This is a genomic window from Reinekea blandensis MED297, from assembly GCF_000153185.1.
Classification (GTDB): Bacteria; Pseudomonadota; Gammaproteobacteria; order Pseudomonadales; family Natronospirillaceae; genus Reinekea; species Reinekea blandensis.
This window is the reverse complement of the sequence record NZ_CH724151.1, coordinates 54,580-78,189: the sequence shown is the minus strand read 5'-3', so window position 1 is coordinate 78,189 and position 23,610 is coordinate 54,580. Positions and strand designations below refer to the sequence as shown.

At 51.0% G+C, this 23,610-nt stretch carries 17 protein-coding genes; 12 read left to right on the top strand and 5 right to left on the bottom strand.

Translation table 11 applies throughout. From position 1 onward, the window contains the following. Positions 1-2: 2 nt before the first annotated feature. The 6 genes from tssF (at position 3) to MED297_RS21220 (ending at position 13,692) form a co-directional block, all read left to right on the top strand. Positions 3-1,733: a type VI secretion system baseplate subunit TssF gene (gene tssF, locus MED297_RS08875; RefSeq protein WP_008044173.1), complete on the top strand. Its 1,731-nt coding sequence runs from the start codon at positions 3-5 to the stop codon at positions 1,731-1,733. Next, the gene (tssG, locus tag MED297_RS08870) at positions 1,697-2,653 is read left to right on the top strand and encodes a type VI secretion system baseplate subunit TssG (RefSeq protein ID WP_040556932.1); all 957 of its coding nucleotides are present in this window, start codon (positions 1,697-1,699) and stop codon (positions 2,651-2,653) included. Before tssF ends, tssG begins: the two co-directional genes overlap by 37 nt. Positions 2,654-2,696: 43 nt before the next feature. After that, a complete protein-coding gene (gene tssH / locus MED297_RS08865; RefSeq protein WP_008044171.1) occupies positions 2,697-5,468 on the top strand; it encodes a type VI secretion system ATPase TssH in 2,772 nt (923 codons plus the stop codon). A 148-nt stretch (positions 5,469-5,616) separates the two neighbouring features. After that, positions 5,617-7,659, top strand: coding sequence for a type VI secretion system Vgr family protein (locus MED297_RS08860; RefSeq protein WP_040556931.1), 2,043 nt, complete (start codon positions 5,617-5,619; stop codon positions 7,657-7,659). Positions 7,660-7,810: 151 nt separating this feature from the next. Further along, entirely contained in the window at positions 7,811-10,381 is a 2,571-nt protein-coding gene (locus MED297_RS08855) for a contractile injection system protein, VgrG/Pvc8 family (RefSeq protein WP_008044169.1), read from the top strand. Continuing rightward, positions 10,381-13,692: an OmpA family protein gene (locus MED297_RS21220; RefSeq protein ID WP_083779394.1), complete on the top strand. Its 3,312-nt coding sequence runs from the start codon at positions 10,381-10,383 to the stop codon at positions 13,690-13,692. The genes MED297_RS08855 and MED297_RS21220 overlap by 1 nt, the downstream gene beginning before the upstream one ends. 40 nt (positions 13,693-13,732) lie before the next feature. Here MED297_RS21220 and MED297_RS21215 read toward each other — a convergent pair whose 3' ends face one another. Next, entirely contained in the window at positions 13,733-14,773 is a 1,041-nt protein-coding gene (locus MED297_RS21215) for a formylglycine-generating enzyme family protein (RefSeq protein WP_050762897.1), read from the bottom strand. Positions 14,774-15,083: 310 nt separating this feature from the next. Further along, a complete protein-coding gene (locus MED297_RS08835) occupies positions 15,084-15,920 on the bottom strand; it encodes a formylglycine-generating enzyme family protein (protein WP_419760888.1) in 837 nt (278 codons plus the stop codon). 491 nt (positions 15,921-16,411) lie between these two features. Between MED297_RS08835 and MED297_RS08830 the strand changes: the two genes are divergently transcribed. From MED297_RS08830 to MED297_RS08820, 3 genes are all read left to right on the top strand, one after another. Continuing rightward, positions 16,412-16,633, top strand: coding sequence for a hypothetical protein (locus MED297_RS08830; RefSeq protein ID WP_040556929.1), 222 nt, complete (start codon positions 16,412-16,414; stop codon positions 16,631-16,633). Between the two features lie 24 nt (positions 16,634-16,657). After that, positions 16,658-17,029, top strand: coding sequence for a hypothetical protein (locus MED297_RS08825; protein WP_008044160.1), 372 nt, complete (start codon positions 16,658-16,660; stop codon positions 17,027-17,029). Positions 17,030-17,327: 298 nt separating this feature from the next. After that, positions 17,328-18,134, top strand: a complete 807-nt coding sequence (locus MED297_RS08820; protein WP_154650889.1) for a hypothetical protein — start codon at positions 17,328-17,330, stop codon at positions 18,132-18,134. Between the two features lie 82 nt (positions 18,135-18,216). On the opposite strand, the gene MED297_RS08815 is transcribed toward MED297_RS08820, so the two are convergent. Beyond that, the gene (locus MED297_RS08815) at positions 18,217-18,945 is read right to left on the bottom strand and encodes an NAD(P)-dependent oxidoreductase (RefSeq protein WP_008044158.1); all 729 of its coding nucleotides are present in this window, start codon (positions 18,943-18,945) and stop codon (positions 18,217-18,219) included. A gap of 97 nt (positions 18,946-19,042) precedes the next feature. On the opposite strand from MED297_RS08815, the gene MED297_RS08810 reads away from it, so the two are divergent. Next, a complete protein-coding gene (locus MED297_RS08810) occupies positions 19,043-19,930 on the top strand; it encodes a LysR family transcriptional regulator (RefSeq protein ID WP_008044157.1) in 888 nt (295 codons plus the stop codon). A 12-nt stretch (positions 19,931-19,942) separates the two neighbouring features. Here the strand turns inward: MED297_RS08810 and MED297_RS08805 are convergent, their stop codons facing one another. After that, positions 19,943-20,215 carry a hypothetical protein gene (locus MED297_RS08805; protein WP_008044156.1) on the bottom strand — a complete coding sequence of 91 codons (273 nt, stop codon included), beginning with the start codon at positions 20,213-20,215 and terminating at the stop codon, positions 19,943-19,945. A gap of 39 nt (positions 20,216-20,254) precedes the next feature. After that, the gene (locus MED297_RS08800; RefSeq protein ID WP_202594532.1) at positions 20,255-21,724 is read right to left on the bottom strand and encodes a DUF3360 family protein; all 1,470 of its coding nucleotides are present in this window, start codon (positions 21,722-21,724) and stop codon (positions 20,255-20,257) included. Positions 21,725-21,882: 158 nt separating this feature from the next. On the opposite strand from MED297_RS08800, the gene MED297_RS08795 reads away from it, so the two are divergent. Both MED297_RS08795 and MED297_RS08790 read left to right on the top strand, forming a co-directional pair. Continuing rightward, positions 21,883-22,776: a LysR substrate-binding domain-containing protein gene (locus tag MED297_RS08795; RefSeq protein ID WP_008044154.1), complete on the top strand. Its 894-nt coding sequence runs from the start codon at positions 21,883-21,885 to the stop codon at positions 22,774-22,776. 222 nt (positions 22,777-22,998) lie between these two features. Beyond that, a complete protein-coding gene (locus MED297_RS08790; RefSeq protein ID WP_008044153.1) occupies positions 22,999-23,559 on the top strand; it encodes a phosphoribosyltransferase in 561 nt (186 codons plus the stop codon). Positions 23,560-23,610: the final 51 nt, after the last annotated feature.

The following is a 23,610-nucleotide window of genomic DNA, read 5'->3' as shown; positions in this document are numbered from 1 at the left end:
TTATGCAGTCTTATCGGGAATACTTCGAAGCTGAGATGCGCTCCCTGCAGGAGCTGGCGCAGGAGTTCGCTGAAGCCTATCCAGAGCAGGCCTCTATGCTCAATCTGGAATCGATTAAAGATCGTGATCCTTATGTCGAGCGCCTCTTGGAAGGTATGGCATTTCTGACCTCGCAAATCCGGTTGAGATTGGACGATGCTGTCCCACAGATCAGTGGTGCCTTACTGGAGCAGTTGATGCCGGCGCTCATCCGACCCTATCCTTCCAGTACCGTGCTGGAATTTTCAGGTCGGAGTGTGCTGAAAGAAGCGGTGCAGTTGAGTAAAGGACAGCAGGTTCGGGCCGTCAATTGCGGTCCGATGAACGCAAACTGTGAGTTCACAACTACTCAAGCGGTACAGGTACAGCCCTTGTCGATTAGCCATCTCAGCGGACGTGAATCGTTAGGTGGGGGCGCACAGATTGACATCCATCTTCGTAAGCAACCAAAAAGTGACTGGCAAGAAATGGACTTGTCGGCACTCAAGTTATACGCCTTTGCGGATTGGCAACTGGCCTACACACTGATTCATGCGTTGACCGCATCCGATACCCGGGTAACAGCATCGGTACCAGGTCGTCCGGTAATGGCCGTTCAGGATCGGTTGCGGTTTAAACTGGCGCATACCGCCGCTGAAGATTCCTTACTGCCCTACGCCGGTCGTGCGCGGTCGGCGTTCAGTGTGATCCACGATTATTTCTGCGCACGGGAGAAATACCTATTCGTCGAGCTGTTGGGCTTGCAGCAACTTGATCTTCCGGAAACGGCCGATGAACTTGTTATTCACATCGAAACGCCGATCAGCCTGCCGGTTGATACACGCTTGGACATTGGTCACTTGAAACTGAATTGCGTGCCGGCGATTAATCTGTACGAACACGATGCCGAGCCGATCTTGTTTGATCATAAACGTACCGATTATCGGGTGAAGCCTGACCGACAGATTGCGGACTATACCTCAGTGTACAGTGTGGAGTCGGTTACCGGGCGCGATCAGTCTACGGGCCACACACACGATTATTACCCGCTTTATGCGATGCGCAATCGTCAAGACGACGACCGGGTGTATTCAACCGAATCCCGTATCGCCGGGTTGGATAACCGTTTGACTTACTTATCGCTGACGTCGGCACCGCCATTTCATCAGGAAGTATTGTCGGTTGAGACCCGCGTCTGCAATGACCAGTACCCGCGACGATACATTGACTTCGGAGGGCTGAATACCCTACAGGGAGCGGATGCGCGTCTGTTAACGGTGGCCAACATTACTCGCCCGAGCCGTTTGATGCACGCTCCGGACATTCAGGATTATCAATGGCAATTGATCTCTTTGCTATCTGTGACATTAAGTAGCATCAGCAGTGTCGAGCAAGTACAACAACTGCTCAGTTTATTTGATTGGAGCGGGCAGCCGGAAAATCAAAAACGGATTTCGGCCATCAGCGGCATCACAACTCATGCAACTCATCGACTCAAACAGGGCGTTTTGTTTCAAGGCTTGGAAGTTCGTGTCGAGCTGGCGGAGTCGGGCTTCAGTAATCGCTCCGACATGTATTTGTTTGGCGCGATGTTGCACTATTTCTTCAGTGGCTTTGCGAATATGACAGAGTTTGTTCAAACCAAGATTATTCAGTTACCGACTTACAAGGAATGGATATGGAACCCGGTGTTTGGCAGCAAAGCCCTGTTCTGACCGACATACTGGCACAGGGCCATCAATATCAGCTTCATCAGCTTCTGTTTTTGTTGGAGCAGCTGACACAGCATGGCGAAACCGGTGTCAGCCAGAAGGTCAAAATCCGACCGGACACCAGCCTGGCGTTCCCCGCTTCCGATGTGCGTCGTGTGGATCAACGCGCTGGCAATGAGCTTGAGGTTATTGTTCGGTTTATGGGGCTCTATGGGGTCGACTCTCCATTGCCACAGTACTTTCTTGACGACGTCACAGAAGGCGGTGCGGATGGTCAGCGCTTGCAGGCGTTTCTCGATATTTTTAATCAGCGCCTCTACGAGCTGACGCATCAGGCCTGGAAGAAACAAAACCTGGTCACCGAAGCAGGCGAAGAAGGCTTGTATCGGCGCATGGTGAGTGGCTTGACCGGGCAGTACTGGCAAAAGAATGCCGGTGCCATGGCGTTCGGTGGTAGTTACCTGGGGACGGCCCGAGATGCCGTCTCTCTGGAAGATGTACTGAAAGAAGCAACATCGTTCGACGAGCTCAGTGTGGATACCGAGCGGGTCACCTGGATACCCATTGAAGATGGACTCACCCTGGATGGGCAAAAAGCATTGGGCGTGGATACCTGCCTGGGGGACGCCATCCCGATGATCGGTAAGCAGTTAGGGGTTGATATCGGTCCAGTCTCGCACGACGACGCTCAGGATTTTCGACCTGGTGGGGAAATCGGGGATCGCATGGCCGAACTGCTCAAGACTTATTTGCCGGAAGGTGTCGACTTTGATGTCTCGATCAAACTGAAGCCGCGCGCCAAAGTACAGTGGGCGTTGGGTCAACATGACAGTCAGTTGGGCGTTCATACGCAGTTGGGTGGATGCTCGGAACGGGCGCTGACCATGAAGCTGACGTCAGAGCAATACAACCGAGCCGCATGAGCTCTGGACGATTAATGGAAGAACGCAAGAAAAGGAAGAAACCATGAACGCAAAAACACTTCGTGCGTTGCTCGACAAACTGAATGCAGATTGCGGCGTCATGATGGAAGCCGCCGCCGGGTTTGCGGCGAGTCGCGGGCACTATCAAATCACCGTTGAACATCTGCTGCTAAAACTATTGGAAGATGATCGGCGATTACACATTGATGCGATCGTGGCTTATTTCAACGTCGACGTCGACCGTTTGTGGCAAGCCATGATCGAATCGGTGAATGCACTACGCTCAGATCATCAGGGAAAACCCGGTATTTCCGATGCGTTATTTCAAACGCTTGAAAAAGCTGTATTGATCAACACGGTACACTATGGCCGTGATGATATTGACAGTGCCGCATTACTTGAAGCGATCATCGAACTGGCTCCGGTCGTGCCCGGCTTCTCAGGTTTCCGTGAACTGGACCCGATTGTTCTTGAAGAACTTCGGCAGCATCGGTTGTCCATTTGTCAGGCATCGGTCGAGGGCGTTCAAAGTCAGGGTGTCAAGGCTCGCTCCCTTAAGCAAAGTGCCTCGCCGGAAGCAGAATCAGCCCTGGCACAGTTCACCACGGACCTGACCGAACGTGCGGCCTCGGATGACATGGACCCGATTACCGGTCGTCACGAAGAAATTCGAATGGCCATTGATATTCTCTGTCGTCGCCGTAAAAACAACCCCATTCTGGTAGGTGAGCCTGGGGTAGGTAAAACCGCAGTGGTGGAAGGTTTGGCCCAGAAAGTAGTGCGAGGCGAAGTGCCGGCATTACTGCAGAACATTCGTATTCATGTTTTGGATATGGGTCTGCTGCAGGCCGGTGCGGGTGTGAAAGGCGAGTTTGAGCGTCGTCTTAAAGCCGTTATTGATGAGGTTCGTGATGCGGCTGGGTCTGTCATGCTGTTCATTGACGAAGCTCATACTCTGATTGGTGCCGGTGGTGAAGCAGGGCTGGGAGATGCCGCTAATCTGCTTAAGCCAGCGTTAGCACGGGGTGAGTTACGCACTATTGCGGCGACGACCTTCAGTGAGTACAAACAATATTTTGAAAAAGACCCGGCGTTGGTTCGACGGTTCCAGAACATTACGGTGGAAGAGCCGAGTCTTGATTCCGCGATTCTTATGCTGAATGGGCTGCGCGATACTTATCAGTCTCATCATCAGGTGCAAATCACCGACGCCGCGATCGATGCCGCCGTGACACTGTCAGATCGCTACATTACCGGACGTTACCTACCAGACAAAGCCATCGATCTGCTGGATACCGCCGCTGCGCGCGTGCGAATGGGGCAATCGGTGGTTCCTCAGCAATTGGAATCGCTGGGTGAACGTCAGCGATACCTGGAAGCACGAATTCAACAGTTGTCGGCGGAGCATCAACAGGGCATTGCCATCCGCGACAGCCTGCTGGAAACCCTGCAACAGGAACTGCAGGCCTGTCTGCAGCAAGCGGCCGATATTACCGCACAGTGGCAACAGGAATCTGAGCTCGTTGCCGAAATTCGCCGCCAACACGAACACCTGAGCCTGTCCACGGAAAGTGAGGATAGACTAGAGGAACTCGCTGAGGCGTCCCGGAAGTTACGGCTGGACCTGCTCGCAATGCAGACCGATCGACCGATTGTTCAACCAGAAGTTAATGAACTGGCCATTGCGGATGTAGTGGCTGATTGGACGGGTGTGCCGGTTGGCAGCATGAGTAAAAACGATGTGCAATCCGTTTTAACCTTTGAGTCGGTTATTAATGATTCGATTGTCGGCCAGACCCTGGCCATTTCCGCCATGGGGCAGGCGCTGCGCGCTTCAAAAGCCGGGTTACGAACAACGGAAGGGCCCGTCGGTGTCTTTTTGCTGGCCGGACCCAGTGGCGTTGGTAAAACAGAAACGGCCAGAGCGATGGCCGCTCACCTGTATGGCAGTGAACGCTCGCTGATCACGATTAACATGAGCGAGTATCAGGAAGCGCACACTGTCGCACAACTGAAGGGGTCGCCGCCAGGGTATGTCGGCTATGGTCAGGGCGGCGTATTGACCGAAGCTGTACGTCAACGCCCTTATTCAGTAGTACTGCTGGACGAAGTCGAAAAGGCGCACCCGGATGTCATGAACTTGTTTTATCAAGTGTTTGACCGTGGCTTCATGCGGGACGGTGAGGGTCGGGAAATTGATTTTAAAAACACGCTGATACTCATGACGAGTAACTTGGGCGCTGAGCAAATCAGTCAGCGGTCACTCGAACGATCACACGATGAGCAGGTTGCCGATATCATGGCGCAGGGTGGCACCGACGCTCTGGACCGTCTCGCTGAAGTGTCCGCTCAAGCAGAAGAACCGTGGCAGCCTCCGACGCTCTCTGAACTGCAGGCTCTTATTAAACCCGCCTTGTTAGAGCGTTTTGCACCGGCCTTGTTAGGGCGCATGCAGGTGATTCCATTTGTGGCGTTGTCCGAAGATGTACTGCGACAAATCGTTATGTTGAAACTGGATGTGATTGCACAACGACTGGATCAGCAATATCAACTGGCATTCCGTTGTGACGAAGCGGTACTTAATAATCTTGCTCAGCAATGTGCCGCCGGTGACACCGGCGCCCGTTATGTGAACGCGTTGATTGAGCAAAAACTGATGCCGGGAATCGCACACAGCTTGCTGCAGTTTATGGCGGAAGACGATATGCCGGATTCATTAACACTGGAACTGAACGAACAGGGGCAGATTGATTGTGTTTACGCTGATCGTCCTGCTCAAAGCGATGTGATGAATCAGGAAAGTGCTTACGCCTGACTGATTCGTGACAAAGCCGGCTCACAGCAATCTGTGCAAAAGGAAGTAACGCACGGCTCGATTCACCTTACCCGTAACCGTTTATCGCGGAACGGCAGTCCCGGAAAGATTCTGGGGCGGTGAGATGGAATTACAGAAGGACAGGAACATGACAATTAATATTTCCAACATCAACCGAACCGTTCGGCAGCTGGGTTTTGCGGATGAGAGTCAGTACTTCATCAGTATCGAAGGACACGGCGACAGCGATTTCATTGTCGAGTCCGTCGAAGTGTCTGATTGGGCGCTTGGCCAGATTGACGATCGCATTCGCGTAAAGGTCTTGGCCATGACGCAGCTGGACCCTCAATCGCTGTTGAACCGAAAGGCGGTCGTGAGCCTGTTCTGGCGCGGCACTTTGGCACCCGTTGTCACCCAAGTGGCCAGTTTAATGGAAGGCCAGGGTAATGGCGACGCTGAAGGTTACTGGTTGACGTTGGTGTCGCCATTACAATCACTTCAGCGTCAGAGAACGCATCGGGTATTCCTTGAGCAGTCGTCATTGAGTATCGCGCAGGACATTTTGAACGAATATGCCGATGGTCGATTTGCGATTGAGGTGAAAGCCACAGAACCTTCTCCGAAGCCAATGACCGTACAATATCAGGAAAGTGATTGGGCGTTTCTGTACCGCATCCTGTTGCAGGACGGCATCATGCTAACCGTTGATCATGGCAATGAAAACATCACGGTTCAGATAATTGACGACCTGAGTCAGTTGCCGTTGGCCGGTGAACCCATTGATCTGAGTTTTCGCAGTGCTCGTGGGGCCGCAGCCGATGAAGAGTACGTCAGCATGGTGCGTCGACAGTGGCAGGCAACACCGGGACAGATTCAGGTAGCCGATTACCAGGCGGATCAGGCCTTACCGGTTTATGGTGAAGCGCTGACCGCTCAAGGCTCAAGTCTCACTGATTTTCGCTGGGGCGTGAATGCGGCCAGCGATGATCAGGCCAACCAGTTTGCCGAGCAATTAAAAATTGCCCACGAAGCCAAAGCGTCGTCACTGCTGTTGCAATCGAACTGCCGGGGCTTGCGACCCGGCATGACAATACGACTGAACGGGCACCCGCAATGGAATGGCGAGTATGTCATTGTGCAAACGGAACTGGAAGGACAGCAATTTGCTGCATCAAACGCAACCGGTTCCGGTCAGTCGCGGTCGTTTCAGACCTCCGTGATTGCCGTACCAGCCGGCAGACCTTATCTGCCCATCCTGCCGCCGGCTCATCGCATTGCTTCCACGCTAACCGCAACCATTACTGCTGAAGTTGACTCAACCGGTTGCTATCAGATCCGGCTGCCCTTTGACCGACAAAGTGAGGCTGGGCATACCAGTCTGCCAACCCGCCTGATGCAGCACTTTGGTGGGGAAGATCATGGTATGCATTTCCCCTTGACCGTTGGCACAGAAGTCGTCGTCGGCTTTGAAAATGGCGACGTCGATCGCCCTGTTATTCTCGGTGCCGCAACCAATCAGCAGACTCCGAGTGTGGTCACCGAACAGAACGCCTACGAGAACCTGATCCGTACCCGTTCCGGACATGAGTTCCTGATGGACGATACACCGTCCTCGGAAAAGATTCGTCTGAACACGCTGGAGCAAAAAAACCGACTGGAGTTGGATGCGACCAAAGACAATCACCAGGTCTCGCTCGTGACAGACGAAGGTGACATGACGGTTACGGCCGGTAAAAATATCTCAATCAGCTCCGGTGAGAATCTGTCTGTTGATGTTGGCGCAGATCATCAGGTGACCGTCAAAGGTCAGTTGCAGTTGATGACCGAAGAGGGAGACATACGGCATGAGTCCGGTAGTCACATTCAAATGACGGCCGCTGAGGACATTCAGTGGGTGACTGAAGAGGGTGACATGACATTAGAGGCTGCCGGTCAATGGATTGTCGAAGCGGCCGAGGGCATGAGCACGCATGTGCAATCGGGTGATCAGCTGGTGGTCGTCGAAGACGGCAGTTATGCACTCGAAGCCGGGTCAGACATCAGCCTGTCAGCAGGCGGCAGTATTACCTTGACTCAGGGAAGCAGCACGCTGCAAATCGACGCCAGCGGCAACCTGACTCTCGATGCCAGTCAGATTGAAATGACAGCAGATTCGATCATTGTGAAAGGCGGGACCGTGGGGAATAACTGACCACGCAGGCGTCACCCTATTGATTAGATAACGCGGTGAATGGCAACGCCGCATCTTAAGAACAACGATCCGTAAAAGGGCTTTCCATAAGTTGCCCTTGTTGTCTGAACCGGGAACGTTCAGGGATCCTCAATCAGTTTAAGGACAGGCCATGCTGGCGACAGCCAATGTAACCCTGCAGCTGCAGGGCATCACACTGACGGTAAAGGCGCTCCAAGGCAGAGAGCGGCTTAGCCAACCCTTTCAATATACGGTATCGACATCGTCGGAGGTGCGCCTTGATGCGCAGTCGCAAGTCGGCCAACCGGCTTGCCTGGTAATGACGGATGCCATGGGTGTTCAACGCGAGCGTCCCGGTATTGTGACGGCTTTGGAAGAGACTGCAGATGAAGTGACGTTCACGTTAGAGCCGCTACTGGCGACCGGGCAGCAAGTGCGTAATACCCGGCTTTTTTTATACCGTACTCGCCGCCAGCTGATCGACCAATGCCTGATAGAACTGGGTTATAACCGGGAACAGATTGTGTGGTTGGCCCAGGGGCATGAAGCCGATCAGCGCCCGGCATTATTGCAGGCGGGTGAAACTCACCTGGCGTTTATCAGTCGCCTGTTGGCTGAATTGGGATGTTTCTTCTGGCACGCCGGAGAACTTGAAAACGAACAGATATGCATTGCTGATAATCTGGTACAGACCTCCTTTTTGCCGCCGTTGATCAGTCTTCAACAAGCCAAGAAGGCCGCCTTGAACGGTGAGGCCAATCCACTGAAGCGCCACTGGAGCGCTCCGGAAGCAGGGAAAGTCTTTGCTTTGGATCTTCACCCCACGGAACCTGGTAAAACCACTGCATACCAACGCGATACGAATATGCCCCTGGCTCCAGGCTTGGCTGCACGTGCCGGCCAACAGAGTCAAACCCATGCTCAGTCGATGAGCCTGCAATGGCAACTGGAAGGCACGTTCCCAACCTTGAGTGTGGGTAGCAGCGTCGCGTTGCCACCTCAATGGCATCGTGAGCCACCCGGACCTGAACTGACGGTGATCTCTCTGACCATCGAAGGTCAGGTCTACGATCGTGCGGCTCCCGAGACCGGTCTGCGGTTGAGTGTCGACGCGCGGCTGATTGCACGGGCATGTGCCTACCAACCGGAGTTTCCCAACCCACCATCGTTACCGCTAATGTTCCCGGCCCAGATTGAGAGCCGACATGCCTATGCCGAAATGAACGAGGAGGGTCGATATCAACTGCGTTTTGGCTTCACCGAGCGCAACACCGAACCGTTAGAGCACACTGATGCCAGTTACCCCACTGAGCGTATGGTGCCCTTTGCCAATGCAGACCAGCCCGAGGCAACCGGCTGGCACTACCCATTGTTGGATCGCAGTCGAATTCTGGTGACTTTGTTGAACAACGATCCTAACCGTCCGTGCATTCTGGGCTTTGCGTCGGCGCTTGACCAAACCGGACCGGTGATTAACGAAAACAGCCACCAGAACCGACTCGTCACGCCCGGTGGCCATGAATGGCTGCTGGATGACGACCCGCATCGCATTGCTTTACAAACGTTCGACGGCCAGAACCTATTAGAGCTCGACGCTTCCGGCGAAAACCCACTCATTAATATTGCCAGTCAATACGGACTGGTGCGTTTCCATGCCGGGAAATCGATGCACTGGACAGCGGGTGAAAGTCTTACCCAAAACCATGGCGGTCAGAAAACAGTGAGCGTCAAACAAAACAGTATCGAACAGACTGACGATCAACGACATTTGCAGTCAGCCAAACGACAGATACTTCGAGCGAAGCAAAACCTGGAACAGACCAGCGACAACAGTCAGCAATGGCACATGAAAACCGGTGGCCTGAACATCCTTGCCGCGAAGGACGTCACCCTGAAAAGTCAGGGCGCACAGATTACCCGTATCAGCGATGGCAGTTACCGAGTGCAAGCCCCGAGCGATATCACATTAACCGGTACCGACGGCGACATGCTCATCAGCAACGGGACTGGTGGTGTGCGGCTGTCCAGCGACGGCACCATCAAACTCTTTGGCGCACAGATCACGTTGAAAGGCCAGAGTGGTGTTACCTTCAGTGGCGATGTCGAGTATGAACTCGGCGCGGCGAATGAGGCGGAAGCGGCAGAGGCCCTAGAGCCTGAGGAAATTGATGAGATTGAGGCGTTAGCATCTGAACACGATTCTACGGAAATCGTATCGGGTTTGCGCTGGCGACAAGTCCTGGCTGATGTGACTCAGCCCGTCACATTAGAATTTGCTCATCAGCACTTTGAACCGGGGGCACTGGCTACCATAAAAATCATCCAAATGGTCGACGGCGAAGAAACGACGATTGCAGAGATCACGCATGAGCTCACAAAAGACAAAGGCGTTGAAACCCTGAACTGGTTGCCAGAACTAGATGTTACGGCCGAACACCGCTTTGTCGCAGAGAAAGAATCGCTTCCATTAAAACCGGCTCAGTTCCGATTCGAAGTCGACATTAACGGTACTTTGAACCCAGACAGCAACTTATTGCGATTGACCCGTCATGTTACCTACACCGCCACCGGATCGGCTCCCGTTCGTGGCAAGGTTGTCTGTTATGACGCGACGCTAAACCCAACGCTAGCAGAGCTGCAAAACAACGTGGCTTCGATAGGCCCAATTGTATTAGGCCCCTTATTTGTGGAAATCACCAACAGTACAGGAAACCCTAACTGATGCGAGATCAAGGAACGAGCTCCACTCAAAGCATTTCAAGTTGTAGCACGAGCACGAACGTCGAAGCTAGTAACGAAGCTCTAGCTATTACGTTTGGCCATTGGATTTATATTCATCGTTACCCTATAAACACTTCGGGAGATGACAACGGCCGTAAAAGAGCTGTGCTGTATTCTTTAACCGAAGGCCATTTCAATCTGTTGGAACGCGAAAGCAATGAGCTTAAGAATGTCGTTGACGAACTTCAAAGTGACATAGATAAAGCGGACGAAAACAAAGATGATACCAACGAGCAAGTTAAAACTCTCAAAGAAAATGCCATTACTGCATTGAAGACCATGGGGGTTTTAAGCTCGGGAGCCGGGCAGGATGATTTTGGAATTGACCTCGCGGAGTACTTGCTCCTAGAAAAACAAGAGTTACGGTTTGCAAGACAAAGTACTCTACAGAAGATTATTACAGACAACACCAACAGGCTGATTGAAGTTAGTATTCCAAAGTCAGCGTCAGACATTAAATCGATTTTTGTCGACGCTATGAATTCCTTTGCCATCAAGAACGAAGCGAGCTTCAGTGCGGAATGTGATGGTGCTTTAACCGAATTTTATGAACCGCTCGATACCTGGTTTAAAAACTTGGAAAGCGCGCTTTCAGGGACAACTGAAGGTGAAAACGCGTTCTTCGCTTATGAGGCCAACATCAGTACGGTGTTCCTTCGGTACATGGCCAACGCCAGCGGCACCGCAGGTTTTGAGGTTCAGCCCGGCAAGGTCCACACCTATGTCACGGGCAAAGCTGAAGCCAAGGTCGACCTGATTCGATGCAAAGCAGACACTGACATCTACGTCCCTTCAACGTCAGGGCTAGAATTGGAAATCCCGCCCATTCCAGCCGAATGGCAAGACAAACCGACACTGAAGCTGGCCGATGAGTTCGTTAAAATGCCGCCCGCGCCTCTGATTCTCTCGGATGAGGAACTAAAGGAACTGAACCAGAAATTTCCTTATGAAAACAACTTCCCTCGGGTTAACTTCGATTTTGACAGTTCCTTCTTGAAGCCAACCATGCTCAATGGGCTGGTAAAGCTCGAGCGGCTATTGAAAGAGAACACAGACTACAAAGTCCAAATTGTCGGCCATACCGACCTGGTGGGCGGCAACGACTACAACATGTCGCTCAGTGAACGACGCGCTCGCAGCGTGTTGGCATACGTCGAAAACGATGCCGCCTACTGGGAAAAGCTCTATTCCGACCTGGAGCGAGAGCAGTGGGGCTTACCCGTTCTGAAAACTATATTAATCGAATTACTGAAAGACAAACGTGCTCATATGACCGTCGAGCAACGGGGCTTGTATGCAACGTTAAAACCTATTTTGTCGAGAAAAGACCAAGCGCATGAGTTTTCGTCGAATTTTCAAAAAGGGTTAGAACTCTATTTTGATCTTTATGCATACCGGTCTCGCTACAGTGCCTTAGAAGAAACCCCCGCACTTCGCCTACAGCTGTTTGCTGACTACATGCGGTTACATGGCGATGTACTGATCACACGTGGCCGCTTTCACAGCAGGAAGCTGATGTTCTTAGGCGAAGGCAACCCAGACGAACCCACTCAGGGGCGCAGTGTTCGTAACCGTCGGGTCGAGTTCTGGCTGTATAGAGCCTACAACACCGATGAGAATTTCGCGCACTTGGGCTATTGCCGAATTCATCTCTCTGGAGAAGCACAGGGCTGGGCAGGAGCGAGTGCAGCCGCCGCGATTGAACTTGATGCGAAAGTCGATGCGACTCAATTGCAGTTAACCGGTATTGAACGAACCGCCCGTGCCGAGGAGCAAACAGCCAAACCTATGCGCATTGCCGCACGCAGCACTGCGGAAACTGATCATGAAAACAGCGACAAGGTAAAGCTAAATGAAGACCCCTACCAATGGGGCCTGACCCGCGAAACAGAGCAAAGTAATGTCTCAAATCAACGTTTCGAGTACGCAATGGGTAACGATCGCCAAACGACCCAAGGCGTTCTTGAGCATAATCAAGAGACCAAACGGACACAAAGCGAGTCACTTTACTGGGATGACGAAAGCAACTCGCTCGTGCGAGAAAAGAAAAAAGAGACCCGAACCAGCGAAAGTATTACGTGGCGTGAAGAAACTCGTAAAAAGGTGAACTCCGTCATCCCTGATGAGGTGGCTAATGCAGGAGCCGCCGCCAGCTTAAGCGCATTTGCTGGCGCTAAAGCCGAAGCCAAGGGTGCCATTGCATTGGAATGGGCCAGTGAGGAAGCTGACAAAAGCGGTCAAACGAGCACCATTGACCAGGATGGCCAAGCCGTCGAGGTTAAGAACGATGGTTTCTTGGAGCTTGCCAAGGCCGGCGGCGGTGTTGAAGGTTGGGCCGGTGCCGGCGCTGATGTCGATTTTGCGGTACGTTTGAGCGGTGAAGAGATATTAGTACGAACCAAACTCGCCGCGGCGGTAGGTTTGGGGGCCGGTGTGGCTGTTGATATGCAAGTGGCGCCGGTTAACATTTATAACATGCTGATGTTTATGTATGACCAACTACGAAAAGCAGACTATTCGTTCTTGCCATACATTGCACAAGAAGCTTGGCAACAAATTCAATACGCGTTCACTAAATACCTGCAATATGGGAAAGACGGACTTAACTATGCGATTAACGAAGCAATTGAGGCAGGCGAAATAGCGATTGATGTCGCAGGAAAAATCGGCACCGCAATTGGCGAAAAAGTGGAGAAGGAAGCAGCGAATATCCAACGTTGGTGGGCTGAATATGAAGATGATATGATCAATGCAGCACAAGTTGCCGACAATATAGCTAGAAACCCCCACGGTTTACGTTTTGCACCACCGGACGTCAAAGCCCGTTTGATAACCAGCTTATTGGTAGAATATGACAAGCATCGAATCGCCTATCGAATGGGTTCGACGGGTGAAAAGATTGAGCGCGCCATCATGTGTATATTAACGTGGGTACAAAGCAAACGGGAGTTTGAAAAAGTCTTGCAACGAGTGGGTGTGAAACCGCCGATGCGGCCCAACAAAGAAGAAGAACGGTTTATTGAGCAAGGGCGGTTTATAGAACACAAATATGAAACTGCACTAATTGAGTATGATGAAAAGAAGCGTACACATGCCAAAATTCAAAAAAGTGAGATTGAGACCATCTTAGACTTTACTGAAGATACTCATTATTTTATTTGGCTAAATCGATACTTACCGGAAGAAACAACGTCATCTGGACTTATAGAAGCCAATGCGTATTTAAAACAGTTCTATGGAGATGGTAGCTAAAATCTGTTCGATTCTGAACCATTCAACTAATTGAAGGCGCTTAAAGCGCCTTTTCGCTGTTAATGGCACATCGAATACCCACCGATCCAAAACTGTAACGCTCCGGTTCAGCATAGAAGCGATTAAAAACATTTCGAGAATCACCCAATGAATTATCAAGAAACTGGTGACCACCTCGGTGTACCTTGGCATGTTCATAAACACCATGCCTGATATAGGCTTGTACCGGAACCTCATTCACAGGGTCTTGCAAGGGTGATTTTTGATAGTAGTCGGGGTCATACCAGTCCAGCACCCACTCACTCAGGTTGCCACTCATAAAATAAAGACCAAGATCATTCATGCTGTGACTCAGTGCATCAACCTCCGTCGTCGCCTTGCTTGTTCGATTTGTGAGACTACCAACTCCCCCCCACTTCGTTGCAAACATCAACCACTTGCCACGCTCCCGTGCCGCATATTCCCACTGCGCCTCTGTAGGCAAGGTGATTGGTAGACCACTTTGCTCGCCTAACCATTCGCAATAGTCTTTTGCTTCGTACCAATCCGCTGCAGCCGGTTTATTGGGCGCTCGACAACAATCATGTACATACCCACTGTATCCTTTATAGCGACTTCCAATTAAATCCTCTTCAAACCGTATATCCCTTCCTGTAGCCTTTTTAAAAGCATCAAACTCAGCATAGGTTGTTTCAAACTTACTGATGTAATAGGTACTTAACCGAACTGGGTGTTCAAAGAAAGCACTTTCATGGATACTCGCGCTTTGACGACGACCGTCAACCGGCTTCCAGCCGTCCCAATCTCCTCCCATTCGTTCAGGGTTCACTCCCATGGTGAACTCCCCACCTTCAATGCGCACCATATTGCTCAATGCATTCTTTACCAGCGTGTCGATTTGATCCTGCGTCGGTGCCGGAGCATCGAGGATTTTATGGACTTCTTCAATCAACATTAATTGGCGGTCATCACCTTGTTTTCTCGCCAGCTTCTCAGCCTGTTCACGCTCGGTCGGTTCTTGGCATGCACACAATAGCAATGAGGAAATGATAAAAAGCAACTTGGTTTTCGAGAAAGGCATTGTTTGCATCCATGCGGCTGGTTATTAAACTGGACCTCTTAGACTAACATATACCCTCCCTAAATTAAGCCATTCAAATCACAAAAACAGGCATAAGAGAAATCTGAAGCTAATGGTTTTTGGCAATTAATTTAAGAACAACTCAGAGAAACGATCCCTAACGGCAAGACGATCAGCATTAACCAGAATGGCCAAGCCGTCGTGGTAAAGAACGATGTTTTCCTGGAGCTAGCCAACGCCGGCAGCGAGTCAATCCGTTTTATTAAGCGAACTATGTATGAGCATTTCGGCTGACAGATATGGTGTTATTTTAAGGTTTGTCAGCCACGTTCGACTTGAGTTCACCTAGGCTGATATCGGTATCGATGGAACATCGAAAACCAGGCCCGCTGGTGTAGTCTATTTTTTTTGGTAAACGTCTATACACATTAATCTCAGAGGCATCCGAATGCTGTCGACCAAAACCACGAGACATTTTACATGAGTTCCAAAAGTCTCCATCTTTAGGCCCTGTTGGATTCGTCTGTTCACCCTGTTCATAAATCTCCGGATCGTACCAGTCGCGCACCCATTCGTTCGCATTGCCGGTCATGTCATACAGCCCCAGTGGGTTGGGTGGATAAGATCCAACGGGGTCAATGCCATAGAAACTGCCGGTATGCCGATCCCAGCTGTTGCGCCCGAAATCCAGTTCTCCTGTATCGGTGGCAAACCGAACGGCCTGGCCGCGACTGCGGGCGGCGTACTCCCATTGCGCTTCGGTGGGCAGTTCAAAGGGTAAACCGGTAACTTCACCAAGCCATTGGCAATAGCCGTTGGCACCATGCCAATCGACACCGACGTAAACGGGGCGATCTGGCAGATAGTTGCCGCTCTTGAGCTCTCGTCGTTCAGGGTAAACCATCGGCAAGCCGTTTGCCTCAGTGTAGACATCATACTCACCAATTGTGGTCTCGTACTTGTTGATGTAAAAACCGGACAGATTGACTTTGTGGATTGGGAAGCAGCTTTTACTGCATCCGGGAAACGGTACTCGATAACTCTTTGAACCGTCTTCCATGGTGATCCAAGTTCCGTTAGGGTCATCTTCGGGCACTTCATAACCAATGTTGCCCATCATGAAACTGCCGCCTCCAACGTACACCATATTGTTTAAGGTTTTTTCGATTAGAGCGTCAATGGGATCGCTATCTTTGGGTGGCGTCTGGTCATTGCAACCAGAGACACCGATCGAAACAGAGATCGCGAACAGGCTAAAGAACTTTTGGGTATCCATGTCCATGGCCCTAAACAATTTTAAACGCTATAGCATATAGAATGCTGGTTTAAAATTGATGAGACATGTACCACAAAAAAAAGGTCATAATGTAGATCTGAGCATGAAAGCATGCTTACAATCAAGTTCGGTAGATGGGTCGTAGTAATCTTTTGATTAACACCAATACATCGTATTCCAGAGTGTAGGAAACAGGCTGATTATCTTTCGTATTTAGGTTGTTTCCGAATGATGCTGCTCGTCCACTGAGCTTCTAAAACTATTAAAGACCGACAGATCAGTACCGATGGATCGTACGACTGATCATGCCATCGTTTTAATCCAGAACTAGTAATTCAAGTCAGATATAAGGATATTAACCATTGGATTCCTACAAAAAACTTAGCGACTTAAGCTTCAAGCAAAAAATGCAGCTTCAAAACCTCTATAAGAAAGAGGTCAAAGGCTCTGAACTGTCAACAGAAGAGCAGGAGCTGTTAGATGCCTATCGAGATGAGTGGCAATCTGCCAGCGTACAGGCAAATTACCTTAAACCTATTATATTCCTGCTCATTGTGGGTGCTGTTATTCGAGTGTTTTATTAAAACGATTTTAAAGGAATCTAAACCATGATGGACCAAGTTGTTTTCTACCTGTTAGTCACCTTTTGTTCTGTATTGCCAGCGGAACAACAGACAACCCCTTTTTCGTTTTCCTACATCGGGATGGATATGTCGGTAGAGAAGATCGACCAGCGATGTGTTTTTCAAAATCCGGGATTTCCCGATCGAATACTGGAAGTCGAGTTAACCAGTGCAGGTACTGCAACGTTTTCAGACGGTAATATGAAGGAAGAGATTGCCTTTTCGACGTCTGTTGGCGGCAATGGCAAAGTCTTTACGTTTTATGATGATCGCATCGGCGTCTCTGAAGAAGGTGAAGGACTTGAGTTGGTCCTTCAGGCAAATGGTCAAGTAGGGCTCACAACTTCAAGGATGTAACGATTTAAAGCATCTCTGGTAAGCGTCTGGTTAACAACACTTTCAGCTGAGAACTCGCTTCGGCTGGGTGTATTTCAAAAAGTACAAACCATTGATGCTTTATCAGATGCTTAAAGGTTAAAACGAAATTTTTACCGTGGCGCAGGGATTCAAATGGTGAATACCATTGCGATTTTTATTCAACTCAAAAGGATTTTAAGTGTCAAACTTCCCAGTCATTAATCTGGTTTTTGGTTTTATCGGTGTACTTATACTGGCGCGTCATCGGTACTCGATTGCCTGGGTTTGTCTAGGTTCGTTGCTCATCATTGAGCTCGCTTTAGGCATTGTGAATGGCCTGATCTTTGCCCAGATTGTTAGTTCTGCAGGTCGTTCGGATGGATTTTCCGAATCTCTCGTCTACAGCCTTCAAGCGGTGTTTGGCGGTCTGTACGAAGCGGTTCTGATGCTCATTGTGTTGGTGAGTTTGTGGGTATATCAAACGCAATCGATGCGTTCAAAATCCATCACCCAACATGCCATCGAATACTTGATTAAATTACTGTCACTGGTTTTGGCATTGCTCGTTGGCAGTGGAATATACATCGGGTTGAATTTTGCTCTAACCGGCAGTGATGTGACGTTTCTTCTAAGCGGATTGGTGGTGAGCGGTTCTGCGTTGTTTGCCTTAGCCAGTTGGATGAGCTTGGTGATGTCTGTGCTGGCTATGTGGGGCTTGTTCGAGCATACCCGCCGTAACGGTGTTTATTGCTTACACATTGTTTTATTAACCATACCCGTCATCGGTTTAGGCTGGTTCTTTTGGATGTTTTATCGTTGGCAGGTTGAAGCTAAACGCGTAAATCATGCTGAAGGCGATGCCATGGTAAACTATGCGTCACGTATTATGGGGTTGACTCTGGGTGTTTCCTTATTGGCAGCGTTGAGTGCTGGCGGCCTGTATTATTTCAATTTCTCTGCTGTCGTAACCATGGTTATCAGTTTCTGCCAAGTTCTTGTCTCTCTTGTGTTGCTGTACTTCTGGGTCCGGTTTTACCAAATTTTGTATCGTGCATCGCAGACAGGTTACAAACTTGATAACGCCTCTTCGGTGGTTGGGGTTTAAACTTGTATCGGGGCCATTGCCCGGCCCCGGTTTTTGATGATCGTCGCATCAGTTGTCGAACTCTTTTAACTTTCGCAGCTCCCTATCCAGGTTCCGCGTTATATAAAACCGGCGATTGACCCTGCCATTGCCGCCAGGTTTTCTCCTCTACAACTAACCGCATCATGAAATGCCCCACGTTGATGCGGCTGATTCTGCCGGCATCGAAAATCGGGCTGCGGGTTGGGGACGGCTCTTCGACATAGTGGCTCACCTCGGGTTTGTCGATGAGTCCATCCGGTCTAACCGTCACCCACTTAAGAAAAGGGTTATTTTGACCCACCTGAGTACGCAGATAAGCCGCTGCATCTTCATTGTCGGCATGGGGCGGCAAACATTGTCTCAACAGTCCCACTATCAGCTTCTCCCCGACGCTGTGTTGTTCATTGAGATCAGGGTTTCGTGCGCCCGTGGTATTCATCAATATGTATTTGATCGGTTCTGCAGGGGCGAGGCGTTCAATCGCCTGATGAATGCGTGCCAGTACATCGGTGACCAATCGGCGAGGGTGTCCGAACAGCCCTTTAAACGTCATGTTGTGCCCAAGGCAGGAGATGACCGTTGTGATCCCCTGTAACTGTTGCTGCCACTGTTCGATCGTTAGGTCTGTTATGTCGGTTTCAATGATGTCCAGGTGATAGAGATCCTGAAACAGGGGCATCAGGCGCGCTTTTGAGCGAACCAGTGCTTTGACGGGTGTGCCTTTTGCCAGCAATTGCTGCACGACCAAGCGGCCGGTCGCGCCGGTTGCACCGAGAACCAGAGTTGTCATGAGGGAGTTTCCAGGCTGTTATTTGATGACAGACAGTTTACTATGCAATTTTCAACCTGGAATCGGCTTGAACCGCACAGCCGGTATACGGAATTGTATGAGCTGGAAATCGGTTAATTTTGATTGGAATCGCGCCAGAGCGTTCTTGGTGACGGCCGAAGAGGGGTCATTATCGGCCGCAGCCCGTGCTCTGAATATGACGCAGCCTACGCTCGGACGACAAGTTGCAGCACTGGAAAAAGAGCTCAATGTCACGTTGTTTGAACGGGTTAATCAGGGACTGGTTTTAACGCCCAGTGGTGTGCAACTGCTGGAGCATGTCCGACAGATGGGCAGTGCGGCCAGCGCGTTCTCCCTTAGCGCGTCGGGGCAGGAGAAGGCTCTGGAAGGCACGGTGTGCATTTCTGCCAGTGAAGTGGATGCCGTCTTTCGTCTGCCTGAGATCGCGGAGAAAGTGCGGAAAGAAGAACCGGGGATCGTGCTGGAATTTGCGGTCTCCAATGAAGTCAGCGATTTAAAAAAGCGTGAAGCTGATATTGCTTTACGCAGCTTCCGGCCGAGCCAGCCCGATCTTATTACCCGAAAGCTTATGCAAGAGCGTATTTGGTTCTATGGGTCGCCCGACTACTTAAAACCTTACGCTAACATGACCACCCCTCAAGAGGTCAGGGAGATCGATATCATCGGTTATGACCACGGCGACCAGTTTAAGAATGCGCTTGTTCAGCAGGGGTGGCCCATTGAAAACGTGAATTTCCCGTTGGTGACTCGGTTTTGGATTCTGCAAATTGAGCTGATCAAACGAGGGTTGGGAGTAACGTTGCTGCCGGAGGATGTGGGCGACTCGATTCCGGAACTATGCCGGGGTTTTGAAGGTCTCGGTCCATTTATGACACTGGATATCTGGCTGGTAACGCATCGAGAGCTGCATACCAGCCGACGAGTGCGCCGGGTGTTTGACTTGATTGTTGAGACGTTAGGGTAATGCGTCGTTCAACTACCGATGCCGGGCGCCAAGTGACAGTTCAAGTTTACAGGGTGCACAAATGACATCCTGAGCGTTGATGAGCTGTTGGCAATGTGCGCAGGGTACCCGTGGTTGGTGCCTGCGTTCTTTTAACCGTCGGTGGATGGACTGAGCGGGTCCACCCGGGAAGGTAAACACGTAGGTGAGTACCAGAAAGCTGATCCAATACAACGGCCCTGTATACAGCGGGGCCTGCACGAAGAAAAACAGGAACAGTGTCAAACCTAACCAGTAAATCTCCATGCTCGCCTCCTTAGGGCCGCTTTATTATTTGATGTTCGCTTACAGCAGTGCCGGAATCCCTGGAATCATGCCGACTAACAGCATTGAAATGGTACACAGGGTAAATGCCGCGCCTGGGATGATGATGCGATCTGCAATGCCCAGCGTATTTTTGCGTTCGGCATTACCAATCAGACCGTTGTTATCCAGCAGCATGGTCAACGCCCAGCCAAAAACCGGGTTGACGACTGCGGAACCCAGAATGCAGATACCTGCGGTTTCGGCGCCTTGGTTGTCTTTAACCATCTGAATACCGGCTTCGAGCAGGGGCATAAACACACCCACCAACAGCGCGATACACATGATCGGACGCCAAACGGTCAGGTCCATCGGATAGCCAGTTACCGCGAGCAGAATACAGAAGACACCGGTAAGAATGGCGCCGCCTGGAATCGGACGTTTGGCAATCGCCGAAGGAATCATGAACGTTCCCCACGACGAAGAGACGTTACCACCACCGATGATACTGGCGGTTGCCTGGCGCAGTGATACCGAAGTCATGGTGTCATCGACATCCATCAGCGCATTCTTGGCTTCTTTCGGATAGTTCAGTTCCTGGAAAACCCGGTGACCGAGGAAGTCTGGTGACCACATGCCCACCGCGAGGATGGCAAACGGGGTAACGGCAATGAAGTGCGACAGGTCCGGCAGACCCAGTTTCCAACCGGTGGTTTCGCCCCACCAATACATTGGGTTAAAGCTCGGCAGACCGGGCGAGGTGACGAACTCGAACGGTGCGCCCATAGCCAGAGAAATCACTAACGCTAAGCCGGAACAGACCGGAATCGCCATCCAGCGTTTACGGATTTTCGCCAGATAGGCGTAGACGACGGTGGTCACCATCAGCACGACGATGAACACAGGGCCGACGCCATTCGCTATGGCCCAGTCTTTAAACTGACCCAGCTGAGACAGGACACCAATGGCGCCAAGGTAGATAAGCAGACCTCCGGAGACACCATGTGACGTCAGGTTCACCAGTTTGGAGCCGCCTTTACTCAGACTGAGCGCCATACCGAAAATACCGATCATAATACCCAGCGCCAATGGGTGACCACCGGACGCGGCAATCATGCCGATCAGAGGAATCATCGGGCCGTGGTTACCGGCCAGGTTCGCGCGTGGGTTCAGAAAGCCCGACACCAGAATCACAAAGAGGGTCGCTGAAACCATCAGTTCCAAGCGGACGTTTTCAATAACGAATGCCTGATCCAAACCGAAACCTGCCGCATACGCCGAGATCACAGCGGAAAACATCACGGTAATGCCGATGGTGCCTGCCAATGCAGGAACCAGGTCTTCCCACTCAAAGCTGAAGTCGCGACCGGGCAGGTTCAACTTCCAGCGACGAGGTGAGAAAATTTTGAGTTCGTGGTCCAGATAGTCATCACGCGTCTCAAACTCTGAGGCGGGAATTCGGGCTTTCTGGTAGTCCGATGGACCGTCGTCCAGTACGTTGGGTGAGTTCATAACATTGGTCATGTGTGGCCTGTTTATCAGTAAGGTTATAGCGAGCTTCGCCCAGGTCAAAGGTCTCTATAACCAATCTGGAGGGATAGGATAAGTTTTGCGATTTACAGACATAAGACAATCGAATATTGTTTATATGAACTATCGGGAAAATTGATATGAAATTCACATTACGACAGTTGCAGGTGTTTCAGCAGGTCGCTGAGCAGCAGAGTGTTTCCGATGCGGCCAAAGCGTTGCAGATGAGTCAATCCGCGGCCAGCATGGCGCTCTCGCAACTGGAGTCCCAACTTGAGAAGCCGCTGTTTCATCGTGAAGGTCGGAAAATGACGCTCAATCATTGGGGGCGATGGCTGCGACCGCATGCCTTGGCGCTGCTGGGAAACTGCAAAACCATTGAAATGGGCATGCAGAGTCTGGATTTGGTGAGCGGATCAATTTCTCTCGGCGCCAGCCAGACACCGGCTGAGTTCGTTGTTCCGGAGTTGGTGGCAGCGCTGGATCGCGATTTTTCCCATTTGGAAATCGGCTTGCACGTCGAAAACACCGAGGGCGTCATCGCCGGGTTGCTGGATTACCGCTATGACCTGGGGTTGATTGAGGGCCATTGTGACGATGAGCGACTGTCGTTGGCTCCCTTATGCGATGATGAGCTGGTCATTGTTGCCGGAGCGGATCACCCGTACGCGGGAAAAGACACTGTGACGCTGTCTCAGTTGGAAGTGGCCCAGTGGATATTACGTGAACGCGGGGCCGGTACCCGGGAAATTTTTGACCTCAGCATTCATGAGCACATTCCGCGCCTCCGGGTGCATCGTGAGTACGATCAGGTCAGTGTGATTCTGGCATTGGTGCGGCAGGGCCAGTATCTGACTTGCCTGAGTACCCGTGCCGTGGCCGAAGGGGTCGCCCGGGGTGAGCTGGTGATGCTGCGCGTTCCCGAGCTCATCATGAAGCGCAACTTTCAGTTTATCTGGCGTCGGCAGGATGTCAGCAGTGAGCTACGCGAGCTGGTGCTATCGCGCGCCCGACATCTGATTCAAATTGGTTAATTAGATAATCAATTATGTTGATAGATGTGATCTGACTTATTGATGTTGCTTGTAGGTCAGGATCGGATAGGTTGTTGAGTTGGATCAACAGTTTGGGGGCTGGCGTCAATCCCGCGTTATGCGCTGGACAAAAGGGTGTGAGCTTCTAAGATCAGGGGACACAATGACGGGCTTTTCACGTATAATCTGCCCGGTTGGTTCATTTCTTAACAGGCCGAATTCATGTCTGACAAAGTTTATATCACTTCACAAGAGTTACTGCAGGACTCTTTTCGATTAGCGCACCAAGTGCTTGAAGACGGTTTCCGGCCGGACTTCATTGTCGGGATCTGGCGCGGTGGCGCTCCGATTGGTATCGCCGTGCAGGAGTTTTTTGATTATAAGGGCATCGAAACCGATCACATCTCGGTTCGAACGTCTTCTTATTATGGTATCGGTAAACAGTCGAAAGATATCAAGGTGCACGGGTTGCACTACCTGATCGAAAACGCCAATGCCGACGATTCGCTGTTAATCGTTGATGACGTGTTCGACTCTGGTCGCAGTGTTGATGCGCTGATTAAGCAGATCAAAAAGCTGTCCCGGCTGAACACGCCGAAAGACATTCGGGTAGCATGCCCCTGGTATAAACCGGCCAATACGCAGGTCGATATCATTCCGGACTACTTCGTGCGTAAAAGCGACGAATGGTTGGTGTTTCCGCATGAACTCTCTGGGCTGACCCCGGAAGAGATTATGAACGGGAAGCAGGAACTGGCGGAGATCCGCGACATCCTGTTTTGAACGAAAAATGGCGGCCTGAGGGTCGCCGTTTTTGTTTAAGGGTGTCTGTTG